Below are 12,153 nucleotides of genomic sequence, written 5' to 3'. Positions count from 1 at the left end.
GTTATGCCGATCCCTCACGCGCTGCTGCGGCAGCCAGCGCTTCGCTCTCACGCCGGGCCTTCAGCATGCCGGCCGGCGCAACATCCTCGAGGGGCAGACCGCGACGGGCCGCAACCTCTTCGGGACGCTGGATCATCTTCAGCGCGGCAACGGTGGCATGCACCACGTTGATCGCGTTGTCGCTGCCCAGCGACTTGGCCAGGATGTCGTGCACCCCGGCGCATTCCAGAACGGCACGAGCCGCACCACCGGCGATCACACCGGTACCGGGGCTGGCCGGACGCAGCATGACCACACCGGCGGCCGCCTCACCCTGGACCGGGTGGACGATGGTGCCGCCGATCAGCGGAACCCGGAAGAAGCTCTTGCGGGCCTCTTCGACGCCCTTGGCGATGGCGGCCGGAACTTCCTTGGCCTTGCCGTAGCCGACGCCGACCATGCCCTTGCCGTCACCGACGATGACCAGCGCGGTGAAGCTGAAGCGCCGACCGCCCTTGACCACCTTGGAGACGCGGTTGATGGTGACCACGCGCTCGATGTAGTTGCTCTTTTCGCCGCTGTCGCGGCCACCACGGCCACCGCGGTCATCGCGGCGGCCACGGCCACCACGGTTGTCGGAAGCGCCTGGGCCGCCGGCACCAGTTGCCTGCTCGGCCATCATGCAGTCCTCTCGTTGACAGTCATCAGAATTTCAGCCCGCCCTCGCGCGCGGCATCCGCCAGCGCGGCGATCCGGCCGCCATAGGTGTAGCCACCACGGTCGAACACCACGGTGTCGACGCCGGCAGCCTTGGCGCGCTCGGCGATCAGCTGACCGACCCGAACGCTGTGCGCCTTCTTGTCACCGTCGACGGCGCGCACGTCAGCCTCGATCGACGAGGCAGCCGCCAGAGTGACGCCTTCCAGGTCGTCGATGAGCTGGACGTGGATGTGCCGTGCCGAGCGGTTGACCACCAGACGCGGGGTCTGCGCGGTGCCCGAGACCTTCTTGCGCAACCGGGCGTGCCGACGCAGCCGGGAGTTACGGCGGGTCTCAGAGATGTTCTGCCCCACCGGCTTCTTCTTGGTGGCAGCTTCAGTCTTAGTAGCCATGACTTACTTACCTGTCTTTCCGACCTTGCGGCGGATCTGCTCACCCTCGTAACGCACGCCCTTGCCCTTATAGGGATCGGGGCGGCGCAGGCGACGGATGACCGCGGAGATCTGACCGACCTTCTGCTTGTCGATGCCTGTGATCGAGAACTTGGTGGGCGTCTCGACGGCGAACGTGATGCCCTCGGGCGCCTCGATCACCACGGGATGGCTGTAACCGAGTGCGAACTCCAGGTTGGAACCCTTGAGCTGGACGCGGTAGCCGACGCCGAAGATCTCCATCTTGCGGGTGTAGCCCTCGGTGACGCCGGTGACCAGGTTGGCCACCAGGGTGCGGGAGAGCCCATGCAGGGAGCGGCTGCGCCGCTCGTCATCGGGACGGCTGACCACGATGGCGCCGTCTTCGTTGCGCTCGACGGTGATCGGCTCGGCGACATCCAGGGTCAGGGTGCCCTTGGGGCCCTTGACCGAGACGTTACGGCCGTCAATCGTCACATCGACCCCGGCGGGAACCAGGACCGGCTGCTTACCAATACGCGACATGTCTTCTATCCCCTCACCACACGTAGGCGAGGACTTCGCCGCCCACGCCGCTTCGTGCCGCCTGACGGTCGGTGAGCAGGCCCGAGGACGTGGAGATGATCGCCACGCCCAGGCCGCCGAGCACCCGAGGCAGATTGGTGGATTTTGCGTAAACCCGCAGACCGGGCTTGCTCACGCGGCGAAGGCCGGCGATGCTGCGCTCACGGCTGGGGCCGTACTTGAGCGACACCACCAGGGACTTGCCGACGCGGGCATCCTCGGTGCGGTAATCGGAGATGTAGCCCTCTTTCTTGAGGATCTCGGCGATGTTCGCCTTGATCTTCGAGTGGGGCAGGGTCACCTCATCGTGGTACGCCGAATTGGCGTTGCGCAGACGTGTCAAAAAGTCTGCGATCGGGTCAGTCATCGTCATGACAACCGGCTCACCTTCCTCGCGGCGGTTCCCATCTCAGGGCCTGCCGCAACCTGTTTGGATTGGTCTGTGGTCTGCTGCGCTCGCGCGCGGTCGCTGGTAGGAGTTACCAGCTGGACTTCTGCACGCCGGGCAGCTCACCCGCGTGCGCCATCTCGCGCAGGCAGATACGGCACAGCCCGAACTTGCGGTAGACCGAGTGCGGGCGACCGCACTTGTTGCACCGCGTGTATGCGCGAACCGCGAACTTGGGCTTCTTGTTGGCCTTGTGGACCAGCGCCTTCTTTGCCATGTGCTCAGTTCTCCTTGAAGGGGAAGCCCAGCGCCTTCAGCAGCGCGCGGCCTTCGTCGTCGTTGGTCGCCGAGGTGACGACGGTGATGTCCATGCCGCGGGGACGGTCGATGGAATCCACGTCGATCTCGTGGAACATCGACTGCTCGTTGAGGCCGAAGGTGTAGTTACCGGTGCCGTCGAACTGCTTGCCGTTCAGGCCGCGGAAGTCGCGGATACGGGGCAGGGCGATGGAGATCAACCGGTCCAGGAACTCCCACATCCGGTCGCCGCGCAGGGTGACGCGCGCGCCGATGGGCATGCCCTCGCGCAGCTTGAACTGTGCGATGGACTTACGGGCCTTGCGGATCTCCGGCTTCTGGCCGGTGATGAGGGCCAGGTCGGCGACCGCGCCGTTGATCAGCTTGGCGTCACGGGCGGCGTCGCCGACACCCATGTTGACGACAACCTTGACCACGCCCGGGATCTGCATGACGTTGTCGAACTCGAACTGCTTGTTCAGCGTCTCGCGGATCTCTTCGCGGTAGCGCTGCTTCAGGCGGGGCTGAACCTTTTCTGGTGCGGTCATCAGATGTCCTTGCCATTGGTCTTGGCGATGCGGACCTTCTTGCCGGTCTCTTCATCGACGCGGAAACCCACACGGGTCGGCTTGCCGTCGGAGTCCACCACCATCACGTTGGACACGTGGATGGCAGCTTCCTGGGTGACGATGCCGCCCGACGATGCGCCACGCTCGTTCTGCGACTGCGCGGTGTGCTTCTTGATCCGGTTGACGCCCTCGACGAGGATCTTGTCGCGGGTCGGGTAGGCCTCGATGACCTTGCCCTTGGCGCCCTTGTCCTTGCCCGAGACCACCAGCACGGTGTCTCCCTTGTGGACCTTCATCACAAAACCTCCGGCGCCAGCGAGACGATCTTCATGAAGCGCTTCTCGCGCAGTTCCCGGCCGACGGGCCCGAAGATGCGGGTACCGCGCGGGTCGTTGTCGGCCTTGATGATGACGGCGGCGTTCTCGTCGAACTTGATGTAGCTGCCGTCGGCGCGGCGGCGCTCCTTGACGGTGCGCACGATGACTGCCTTGACGACGTCGCCGCGCTTGACGTTGCCGCCGGGGATGGCGTCCTTGACGGTCGCCACGATGACATCACCGATGCCGGCGTAGCGTCGCGCTGAGCCACCGAGCACGCGGATGCACAAGATCTCCTTGGCGCCCGTGTTGTCGGCGACCTTCACCCGCGATTCCTGCTGAATCACTCGATCTCCTGACCTGGATTTGTATGCACGCCAGATACCGACCTGGACGTGCGCGGTCTTTGTCACCGAAGGGCACGCAGGGCTGACTCAGAACAGCAGTCAGCCGAGGTCTGCCCAAGGCAACCCCTACATAGTAGGTGAGCACGGCGAATGCACCAAATCGCCGTGCTTTTCTCATCGAGCGTGCGCTGAGATCACGCCTGAGCTGCGGAACGCGATCTGTGCGCACACTCGGAGCGACGGGGGCGGGGCCTCAGCTGAGCACGCAGCGAAATCCGATGTGCGTGGTCGAGCTGTCTTGCGACTGCGGTGACCTTGCGGCCGGACGGTAGCGGTGACAGTACTCCGGGGCGCACAGGTGTGAACCGCCCTTGAGCACCTGGTTCACCGTCGGATCGGGATCGGCGGGCGGCGGGCAGCACGCCGGCGTGTCGGCGTGCGGCCGGTGCTGCCCGGAGAACCGTGTGGTGGTCCACTCCCACACATTGCCGATCATGTCGGCCACACCGAACGCGTTGGGCGGGAAGCTTCCGACCGGTGAGGTACCGCGCCAGCCCAGCGCACCGTCGTTGCGATACGGGAACCGGCCCTGCCAGGTGTTGGCCATGAGCACTCCGCCCGGGGTGACCTCGTCGCCCCAGGCGTAGATGCCTTCGACTCCCCCGCGCGCGGCGTACTCCCATTCGGCTTCGGTGGGCAGCCGCCGTCCGGCCCACGCCGCGTAGGCCGCCGCGTCCGGGTAGGCGACCTGGACGACGGGATGGTCGGGTGGGGCGGCGTCGCGGCCGGGACCGAACGGCCGGCGCCAGTTGGCGCCAGGGGCCCAGTCCCACCACTGCCGCCAATCCCGCAGGTCGACGGGGCCGTCGGCGGGCCTGAACACCAGGGCGCCGGGCACCAGGTCGGCCTCGTCCACGCCGGGATACAGCGCGGGGTCCATCGGTCGCTCGGCGATCGTGACGTACCCGGTGGCCTCGACGAATGCGCCGAATTGGGCGGTGGTGACCGGATGCTGCTCGATGGCGAACGCGCCGACGGTCACGGCGTGGACCGGGGCCTCTTCGGGGTAGAACGCCGTCGAACCCATCCGGAAGGTTCCGCCCGGAAGCTCGATGAGTTCGGTGACCACGGCACCGAGGCTAGCCGCGGCCGGTCCACGGTCGGCTCAGCCCGGCATGGCGATTCCGAAATCGGCGAGCATTGCCGAACTGGCCTGGTCGAATCCCGGGGTTCCGCTGCGGGCCTCGACGCGCACGGCGGCCAGGAAATCGCCGCCGTTGGTCCAGATGTGAACGATCCGGTCGGCATATTCGGTGCCCTGGCCCGGCTGGTCGGCCAGGATGCCCATCAGCTTCTGCCCGCTGTAGCCGCACAGGTCACCGGGCAACACGCTGACGCTGTTGATCGAGAACTTCGCGACGCGGTCGTCGCTGTACCGATCGAAGGCATCCTGCGCGTCCCGGGTGGACGGGCTGAGCGTGATCTCGGCGGTCATCCCGGCCGGCCCGGTCAGCCGCACCGCCTCCGTATGCGGTTTCACCTCGGTGAACCCCGGGGGTATTCCGACGGTGAGCGTCGGTGAGCCCGGCGCTGGACTCTGCACCGCGACGGTCGGTCCGTCGGGGGTCGGGCAGGTGACCTCACCGGGGGCGAGAACCCGTGTGGTCGTCGGTTCGACGCCGTAGGCGGGCAGGGCGAATTCGGGCGCGGGCCGGCTCGAAGAAGTGGTCACCGCCGGAACCGTCGTGACCGGTGCCGCCACCGTCGTGGCGCGGGGAGCCGGGTGGCCGATGGGGCCGACACTGCCGCAGCCCGCGGTCGCGGCGACGGCCAGCGCACCGAAACCCATCGCCACCGGGTTCATCGATCAGTCCTTGGCGAACGCCGCTGCGAGTCTGCGCTCGAGATCCCGATATGGCTCGCCGGACAGGTCTACGGTGACGTGCCCGATGGTGCCGCCGGTGAAGGCGAAGGGTGCCCGATATTGCTGTGACACTGCCGATCCGGTGTTGCGGCCGATGCAGATGCCACCCCCCGCGAGGGCGAACATGCCGGGGTGGGTTTGCATCCCCACCAGCTCGGCGACCACACCGTCGTCGACGTATAAGGCGGTGTCGCCCAGTGGGGTGTGGCTGCCCTCGACGGTGCCGGTCCGCTGGTATTGCACACCGAAGATGTGCCGTCCCAACGGGATCGGATCGGGTGAGACCAACGACTGCTCGTGCTCGCCCAGGAAGTTGTAGACGTAGTGCAACCTCCCGTCGGCGATGAACAGGGCGTGACCGCCGTGGGCGCCACCCTGCTTGAACAAGACGCCGTGCGTGTCGGCCCCGTCCACGGCGACGTCGGCCAGCACCGTGAACGACTGCCCGCGAAGTTCGGCGGCCGCGCCGAGACCGACCTCGGCACTGTTGGGATAGTAGGTATAGCTGGACCGCTCGCCGGCGAGGTACGGCCGCCAGCGGGTCATGGTCTCGAGGATGTTGAGGTCGGCCAGCGGCAGCCCGTTGTACTTGTCGGCCTCGCTGAACCAGAGCGCCGTGAGTTCGGCGAGTTTGTCCGGCTGTTGGTCGGCCAGGTCGTGGCACTGGCTGCGGTCGGCCTCGATGTGGAACAGCTCCCACCGGTCCGCGTCGAAGTGGGACCAGCCCGACGGGGTCGCGGCGTGCACGGTGTTGGCGAACCAGCCCCGGTGCCAGATGCCGCGCGTACCGAGCATCGTGTAGAACTGGGTCTCTTTGCCCGTCGGTGCATCCGGGTTATCCAGTGCCACTTTGAAACTCACACCGTCAAGCGGCTTCTGCGGAACCCCGCGCACACTCGCCGGCGGCGTGATGTCGAGCAGGTCGTAGACGGTCGGGGTGATGTCACAGACGTTGATGTAATTGTCGCGTACTGCACCATGGGCGCCAATACCGTTGGGCCAGGATATGATTGCGGTATCGGCGATTCCGCCCTCATGCGAGGCGTAGCGTTTGAACAGCTTGTAGGGCGTGTTGAACGCCATCGCCCAGCCGATCGGGTAGTGGTTGTAGGTCTCCGGCGAGCCCAGCCGGTCGATGAACCTGAGCCCTTCCTCGGCGGTGTCGATGTAACCGTTGAAGAACTTGGTCTCGTTGACCGAGCCGTTCGGACCTCCCTCGCCGCTGGCCCCGTTGTCGGAGATCACCACGATGATCGTGTTGTCGAGTTGGCCCGTCTCCTCCAGGAAGTCCAGCACCCGACCGATCTGGGCGTCGGTGTAGGACAGGAACCCGGCGAACACCTCGGCCATCCGGGCGAACAGCCGCTTCTCATCGTCACTCAAGGTGCCCCACGGCCGCCCGGTGTCTTGGCTGGGCCACGGTTCTCCGTTGGGTCCCTTGACATCCGCATAGGGATTGACCGGTGACAGCTCGGTGTCCGGAGGCACGATGCCCAGCCGTTTCTGGTTCACCAACACGATGTCGCGGTAGGCCTCATAGCCCATGTCGAATCGCCCGGCGTACCGGTCGGCCCACTCTTTGGACACATGGTGCGGCGCGTGACCGGCACCTGGGCACAGATAGGTGAACCAGGGTTTGTCCGGGGCGATCACCTTGGCGTCCCGAATGAACTCGATGGTCTTGTCGGCCAGGTCCTGCGACAGGTGGTAGCCCTCCTCGGGCGTGGCCGGCGGATCGACCGGATGGTTGTCGTACACCAGGTCCGGGTACCACTGATCGGTCTCGCCACCCATGAACCCGTAGAACCGGTCGAACCCTCGCGAGCACGGCCAATGACGTTTGGTGGCAGCGAGGTTCGACTCCTCCAACGGGGTCAGGTGCCACTTGCCCACGCAGTAGGTGTTGTAACCGTTCTCGGCGAGGACCTCCGAGAGCAGGGCGGTCTCGAACGGAATCCGCCCGTTGCAGTTGGGGAATCCGTCGGTGAACTCCTCGATGGTGGCCATCCCGACGGTGGTGGCGTTACGACCGGTGAGCAGTGACGCGCGGGTGGGCGAGCACAGCGCGGTGGTGTGGAATTGCGACAGCCGTACCCCGCGTTCGGCGATCCGGCTCATCGCGGGCATGTCCACCAGGCCGCCGAAACAGTCCCAGGTGGCGATGCCGGTGTCGTCCCACACCAGGTAGAGAACATTGGGGGAATTCTCGACAGCGGTGGGCGCCGCGTAAGGCCCCCAGTCCGGTTCGGAATCCCGGATGTCCAGTTCGATCTTGCCGTTGAACGCTGAGTTGCCGGAAGCCATGGGCTTACCTTCCTCCCGGTTGTCGATTCAGCACCGGTAAGACTGATCGCGGAGGAGGTTACTCCTGCTCGCCGGCGTTCATCGGGAAACTGACGGAGCCGTCGACGCAGCTTCGCGGTCGGTGAGACCCGTTAGCGGGTCAGCCTTTCCCGGCCGGCGACGCAGCCACAATTGCAGGAGCAGCAGCGGAATCGTCCATCCCAGCCAGCCACCCGCGCCCGCCACCAACCAGACGTACTTCTCTTCGCTCCCACCAAAAATACTGTCGCGCAACGGCTCGAAACCCAGGTACAGCACCGGGGTCCAGATTCTGTTGGTGATGATCGACAATGCCAGCGTCGCACTGCGCAACATCTGGCGGCGGTGCGCACCGAAGCGCCGCTGCCGCGCCGCCACGAAGCCGTCGACGGTGAACCACAACCACAGGGCCCCTAGCACGACGTCGCTGACCCTCAGGATCGGGCCGAACGGTGTCGCCGCCCCGATCACGATGGCGCAGATGGCCGCCGGGATCGCCGTCGCGACGTAGACGCGTCCGGTGCGCCGGTGCAGCATCGGTCGACGCCGCCGCAGGCCGGGCCAGATCTGCGCGACCGCGCACACCATTGCCACGCTCGCGAACAGGACGTGTGCGACCAGCAGCGGGTAGTGCAGCCCGAACGTGGACTGCACACGGCTGCCGCCGGTCAGGTACGGCGGCAGCGAATAGGCGAGAAACACCACGACGATGACCGCGAGCGCCACCGCCATCCGAACGGAGCGCTTCGATGCGTATGTCATACGCATTAGGGTATGGCATACGCATTCGGATGTCACTGGTTACGCTGAGCATTGATGACCAGCCCTGATGCCCCACTCCCCCGCGCATTGCGCCTGCTCTGGCAACCGGACGCGGCGCCACGTCGGTCGCGGGGACTCAACCGGGAGACCATCGTCGCCGCCGCCGTCGAACTCGCCGACACCGACGGACTCGCGGCGCTGTCGATGGCACGGTTGGCCGAGCGGCTCGGCTGCGGCACCATGTCGCTCTACCGGCACGTGGCCAACAAGGACGAGCTCGTGACATTCATGCTCGCCACTGGGCCCGGCCCACCGCCTTCGCCACCTGACGGCGCCGATTGGCGTGAGGCACTGGCGGATTGGGCGCATGAACTGTGGAACGTGTATCACCGTCATCCATGGATCCTGGAGACCGCGTCCGCCGGACTGCCCGCGGATCCCGGTCAACTCGCCTGGCTGGACGCCGGCCTGTCCGCCTTGTCCTGCACGCCGCTGACCGAACGCGAGAAGCTCACCGCGGTCATGGCCGTGTTGATTTTCACGCGCGGTTCGGCGGCATTGGCAGTCGAGGCCCGCGACGTCGACGACGTCGAGTACGCCGCGCTGCTACGCCGCGTGGTGACCCCGGCGCGGTTCCCCGCACTGGCAACCGCCGTCGATGCCGGGGTGTTCGATCAATCCGACGACCAGATGACCGAATTCCGTTCCGGGCTGGATCAATTGCTCGACGGCATCAACGCCAAGGCCCAGTGAGCGTCTACGTGCGCGAACTGTCCAGCCGCAACGAGATACCGTCCAGCAGCAGGTCCAGTGCTGATTCACATCCGCTTCGCCTCATCGATTCACCGAGAAGCCGGCTCGTGGCCGCGATGTTCGGGTGACTCTCAGCGGGCAGCTGCGCGTAAGTGTCACGCCACGTGTCGTCGTCACGCTGCTGGTGTTCGGCGGGCAGCGCTTCGAAGCCGGCGTCCAGCGCGGCGAACCCCAGCATCTGGTCGATGAAGGCGTGATACACCTCGACCGCCTCCCGCTCGGGGAATCCGGCCGAGCGCAGTGAGCCCAGAACCGTCTCGATGATCTGGATCTCGTGAGCGCCGCCGGTCACCCGGCTCGCGGCGAGCACACCCGCCTGCGGGTGTTCGAGATAGACCCGATGCAGGCGCAGCCCGAGGTCCCGCATGTCATCCCGCCAACGACCGGTCGGCTCCCACCCCTCGACCACTCGTCGGAGCAGCTCGTCGGTGATGGCCAGCACCACGTCCTCTATCCCGCGGAAGTAGCGGTAGAGCGCGGTCGGGTCAGCTCCGAGCGCCACACCGAGACGCCTGACGGTCAGGCCGGCAGCACCGTGATACCGCAGCACGCGCAGCGCAGCCTCGACGATGAGCTCTTCGGACAACACCACGCCCTGCTTCGTCTGGCGCCGTCGCCGCTTCGGCGATTCCGACTTCAATGGTCTGCCCATCCGCACTGCCTCCCGGCGCTTACGTCAACGCCCTCTGACCATTGTGCGGCGTCGCCGTTCCCGGCGCGCGGGAACGCTACGAGTCGAACCCCAATCCCACGGAGTCAAGCGCCTTCAACAAGACATTGCGGCGCCCCTCACGATGGTCGGCGCGGTCGAGCGACCACCGGGTCACCTGAATTCCCGCCGAGGCCAACGGTTCTGGCGGGAACGGCAGGGGCATCGACTTGACCATGTCGAGCTCGGTACGGGCCGTCGGCTTACCGGCGAACCGATCGAGCATGACCTCGGCGGCGAACCGGGTTGCCGCCACACCCAGCCCGGTGAAACCGGCGGCGTATCCGACGCGGTCGCCGTATGCGGAGCCGAAGAACGCACAGAATCGCGTCGAGGTGTCGATCACCCCGGCCCAACGGTGCGTGAACGCGATGTCCTCCAACGGCGGGAAGGTGGTGAAGAAGTGGCCGGCGAGGCGCCGATAGGTGGCGTCGCGGTCCTCGTACTGAGGCCGGATCCGGCCGCCGAAGTGATAGATGGCGTCATATCCGCCCCACAGGATCCGGTTGTCGCTCGACAGCCGGTAGTAATGGAACTGGTTCGACATGTCACTGATGCCTTGCCGGTTGTTCCAACCGATTTCGGCCAGCTGCGAATCGGTCAGCGGTTCGGTCATCAACGCGTAGTCGTACACCGGCACCGTGTGGTAGCGGTAACGCTTCAACAGTGACGGAAAACCGTTCGTCGCCAAGATAACTCGGTCAGCGCGCACCGACACGCGTTCGGTACGCACCGAGACGGGCCCGCCGCGACGGTCCTGATCGAGGCCGAGCACCTTGCTGTGCTCGTAGATGTCGACACCGAGTTCGCCTGCCGCCCGCGCGAGTTCGCTCGCGAGCTTGGCGGGATGGACCAGCGCGGCAGCGTCCTTCGACCACACCCCGGCCAGGTACGTGGGTGAACGCACCTCGTCGCGGATGGCGTGCTGATCGAAGTAGACCTGATCGGGCCGCAGGGCGGCGCCGGCCAGTTCGGCGGCCTGGTACGGCTCGACCGCCACCGCGATCGAGCCGGTCCGCTCGAAGTCACAGTCGAGACCGAGCGACTCGACGGCCTTCTCGATGCCGTCGAGGTTCTCCAACCCCAGCCGGTCGAGGATCTCGATCTCGTCCGGCCAGCGACTGCGACCGTTCTCGGCACCGTGGGTCAGCGACGCCTCGACGAATCCGCCGTTGCGTCCCGAGGCCGCCCAACCGATCGTCTGGCCCTCGATCACCGCCACCCGGATACCCGGGTCCCGCTGCTTTGCCAGCAGGGCAGACCACAGGCCGGTGTACCCGCCGCCGACCACGACGAGGTCGTAGTGCGACGACGCGCTGGTCAGCACCGGATAGTTGGGCTGATCCGGCATGTCGTCTAGCCAGAAAGACTGCAACTCGGCGTTGGCCAGTGAGCGTTCGACAAGGCCGACGGCAGGGACGTTTCTCTCAAATGTGGTTTGCACGGAATCTTCCTAGACGGTGACGTACCACCAGTAAGAAGGATTGCCGGCACTACCTCAAGGGTGTTGACGTAAGCGCAGCAGCGCAGGGATCAGCACCCGGGTGTCGGGCACGAACGGCCAGGCCGGGTCGGCCAGATGCGCGGCGAGTTCCTCATCGGTCCACCACCAGCCGTCCACGATCTCTTCGGGTTGATGGCGGATCAAGCCGTCCCAGCGAGCCTCGAACGCAAACAGGTGACAGCGCAGCGGTTTCCCATCCCAGCGCCCGTCCCAGGCCACCGAGGCCAGCGGCATCAGCGGTGCACCGCTGATGCCGAGTTCCTCGGCCGATTCCCGGGTTGCCGCCTCTGCGGGCGTCTCCCCCGGGTCGACGACCCCGCCGGCCAGGCAGTCGTACATGCCGGCGAACACCGCCTTGGTCATGGTGCGACGGTGGACGTAGATGCGCGCCCCGTCCACAGAACGCACCAGCACTCCGGCGCTGGCGTGCCAGAGACCCTCGGCGTAGACACGTGAACGCGGCGCCGCGCCAACCGCATTGCCGTCGGCGTCATAGACAGTGACGAGTTCGTCGGTCACCGCTTCACG

General features: G+C 66.3%; 16 protein-coding genes. 1 reads left to right on the top strand and 15 read right to left on the bottom strand.

What is annotated here, in order from left to right; translation table 11 throughout:
* Position 1: 1 nt before the first annotated feature.
* The 12 genes from rpsE to ACZYZF_RS10240 all read right to left on the bottom strand — a co-directional run bounded on the left by rpsE (position 2) and on the right by ACZYZF_RS10240 (position 8,599).
* Complete coding sequence (gene rpsE / locus ACZYZF_RS10295) at positions 2-658, bottom strand: 30S ribosomal protein S5 (protein ID WP_084621991.1); 657 nt, start codon at positions 656-658, stop codon at positions 2-4.
* A gap of 25 nt (positions 659-683) precedes the next feature.
* Positions 684-1,091, bottom strand: coding sequence for a 50S ribosomal protein L18 (rplR, locus tag ACZYZF_RS10290; protein WP_463744987.1), 408 nt, complete (start codon positions 1,089-1,091; stop codon positions 684-686).
* A gap of 3 nt (positions 1,092-1,094) precedes the next feature.
* Positions 1,095-1,634: a 50S ribosomal protein L6 gene (gene rplF, locus ACZYZF_RS10285; protein WP_276128392.1), complete on the bottom strand. Its 540-nt coding sequence runs from the start codon at positions 1,632-1,634 to the stop codon at positions 1,095-1,097.
* A gap of 13 nt (positions 1,635-1,647) precedes the next feature.
* Positions 1,648-2,046, bottom strand: coding sequence for a 30S ribosomal protein S8 (gene rpsH, locus ACZYZF_RS10280; protein WP_029106887.1), 399 nt, complete (start codon positions 2,044-2,046; stop codon positions 1,648-1,650).
* 106 nt (positions 2,047-2,152) lie between these two features.
* Positions 2,153-2,338 (bottom strand): type Z 30S ribosomal protein S14, encoded by a 186-nt coding sequence (locus tag ACZYZF_RS10275; RefSeq protein WP_003892855.1) that lies wholly within the window; start codon positions 2,336-2,338, stop codon positions 2,153-2,155.
* A gap of 4 nt (positions 2,339-2,342) precedes the next feature.
* Entirely contained in the window at positions 2,343-2,906 is a 564-nt protein-coding gene (rplE, locus tag ACZYZF_RS10270) for a 50S ribosomal protein L5 (RefSeq protein ID WP_358021016.1), read from the bottom strand.
* Positions 2,906-3,223: a 50S ribosomal protein L24 gene (rplX, locus tag ACZYZF_RS10265; protein ID WP_463744988.1), complete on the bottom strand. Its 318-nt coding sequence runs from the start codon at positions 3,221-3,223 to the stop codon at positions 2,906-2,908. The genes rplE and rplX overlap by 1 nt, the downstream gene beginning before the upstream one ends.
* Positions 3,223-3,591: a 50S ribosomal protein L14 gene (rplN, locus tag ACZYZF_RS10260; protein ID WP_463744989.1), complete on the bottom strand. Its 369-nt coding sequence runs from the start codon at positions 3,589-3,591 to the stop codon at positions 3,223-3,225. Before rplN ends, rplX begins: the two co-directional genes overlap by 1 nt.
* 253 nt (positions 3,592-3,844) lie before the next feature.
* A complete protein-coding gene (locus ACZYZF_RS10255) occupies positions 3,845-4,720 on the bottom strand; it encodes a formylglycine-generating enzyme family protein (RefSeq protein ID WP_463835560.1) in 876 nt (291 codons plus the stop codon).
* Between the two features lie 36 nt (positions 4,721-4,756).
* Positions 4,757-5,455 (bottom strand): hypothetical protein, encoded by a 699-nt coding sequence (locus ACZYZF_RS10250; RefSeq protein ID WP_463835559.1) that lies wholly within the window; start codon positions 5,453-5,455, stop codon positions 4,757-4,759.
* A 3-nt stretch (positions 5,456-5,458) separates the two neighbouring features.
* Entirely contained in the window at positions 5,459-7,819 is a 2,361-nt protein-coding gene (locus tag ACZYZF_RS10245) for an arylsulfatase (RefSeq protein ID WP_463835557.1), read from the bottom strand.
* A gap of 78 nt (positions 7,820-7,897) precedes the next feature.
* Positions 7,898-8,599 (bottom strand): DUF2306 domain-containing protein, encoded by a 702-nt coding sequence (locus ACZYZF_RS10240; protein WP_463835556.1) that lies wholly within the window; start codon positions 8,597-8,599, stop codon positions 7,898-7,900.
* A gap of 54 nt (positions 8,600-8,653) precedes the next feature.
* Here ACZYZF_RS10240 and ACZYZF_RS10235 point away from each other — a divergent pair, with 54 nt between their 5' ends.
* Entirely contained in the window at positions 8,654-9,352 is a 699-nt protein-coding gene (locus tag ACZYZF_RS10235) for a TetR/AcrR family transcriptional regulator (RefSeq protein WP_463835554.1), read from the top strand.
* A 4-nt stretch (positions 9,353-9,356) separates the two neighbouring features.
* Here ACZYZF_RS10235 and ACZYZF_RS10230 read toward each other — a convergent pair whose 3' ends face one another.
* From ACZYZF_RS10230 to ACZYZF_RS10220, 3 genes are all read right to left on the bottom strand, one after another.
* A complete protein-coding gene (locus tag ACZYZF_RS10230) occupies positions 9,357-10,064 on the bottom strand; it encodes a TetR/AcrR family transcriptional regulator (RefSeq protein WP_463835553.1) in 708 nt (235 codons plus the stop codon).
* 76 nt (positions 10,065-10,140) lie between these two features.
* Positions 10,141-11,565, bottom strand: coding sequence for an NAD(P)/FAD-dependent oxidoreductase (locus tag ACZYZF_RS10225; RefSeq protein ID WP_463835552.1), 1,425 nt, complete (start codon positions 11,563-11,565; stop codon positions 10,141-10,143).
* Positions 11,566-11,619: 54 nt separating this feature from the next.
* Entirely contained in the window at positions 11,620-12,144 is a 525-nt protein-coding gene (locus ACZYZF_RS10220) for an NUDIX hydrolase (RefSeq protein ID WP_463835550.1), read from the bottom strand.
* Between the last annotated feature and the right edge of the window lie 9 nt (positions 12,145-12,153).

The organism is Mycobacterium sp. IDUB_24, from assembly GCF_055419385.1.
The sequence above is the reverse complement of the archived record's forward strand: the minus strand, read 5'-3'. Positions and strand labels throughout refer to the sequence as shown.

Coding starts and splice junctions, on each gene's coding strand:
- rpsE (WP_084621991.1), bottom strand. CDS start 658: ATGGCCGAGCAGGCAACTGGTGCCGGCGGCCCAGGCGCTTCCGACAAC.
- rplR (WP_463744987.1), bottom strand. CDS start 1,091: ATGGCTACTAAGACTGAAGCTGCCACCAAGAAGAAGCCGGTGGGGCAG.
- rplF (WP_276128392.1), bottom strand. CDS start 1,634: ATGTCGCGTATTGGTAAGCAGCCGGTCCTGGTTCCCGCCGGGGTCGAT.
- rpsH (WP_029106887.1), bottom strand. CDS start 2,046: ATGACGATGACTGACCCGATCGCAGACTTTTTGACACGTCTGCGCAAC.
- ACZYZF_RS10275 (WP_003892855.1), bottom strand. CDS start 2,338: ATGGCAAAGAAGGCGCTGGTCCACAAGGCCAACAAGAAGCCCAAGTTC.
- rplE (WP_358021016.1), bottom strand. CDS start 2,906: ATGACCGCACCAGAAAAGGTTCAGCCCCGCCTGAAGCAGCGCTACCGC.
- rplX (WP_463744988.1), bottom strand. CDS start 3,223: ATGAAGGTCCACAAGGGAGACACCGTGCTGGTGGTCTCGGGCAAGGAC.
- ACZYZF_RS10250 (WP_463835559.1), bottom strand. CDS start 5,455: ATGAACCCGGTGGCGATGGGTTTCGGTGCGCTGGCCGTCGCCGCGACC.
- ACZYZF_RS10245 (WP_463835557.1), bottom strand. CDS start 7,819: ATGGCTTCCGGCAACTCAGCGTTCAACGGCAAGATCGAACTGGACATC.
- ACZYZF_RS10240 (WP_463835556.1), bottom strand. CDS start 8,599: ATGACATACGCATCGAAGCGCTCCGTTCGGATGGCGGTGGCGCTCGCG.
- ACZYZF_RS10235 (WP_463835554.1), top strand. CDS start 8,654: ATGACCAGCCCTGATGCCCCACTCCCCCGCGCATTGCGCCTGCTCTGG.
- ACZYZF_RS10230 (WP_463835553.1), bottom strand. CDS start 10,064: ATGGGCAGACCATTGAAGTCGGAATCGCCGAAGCGGCGACGGCGCCAG.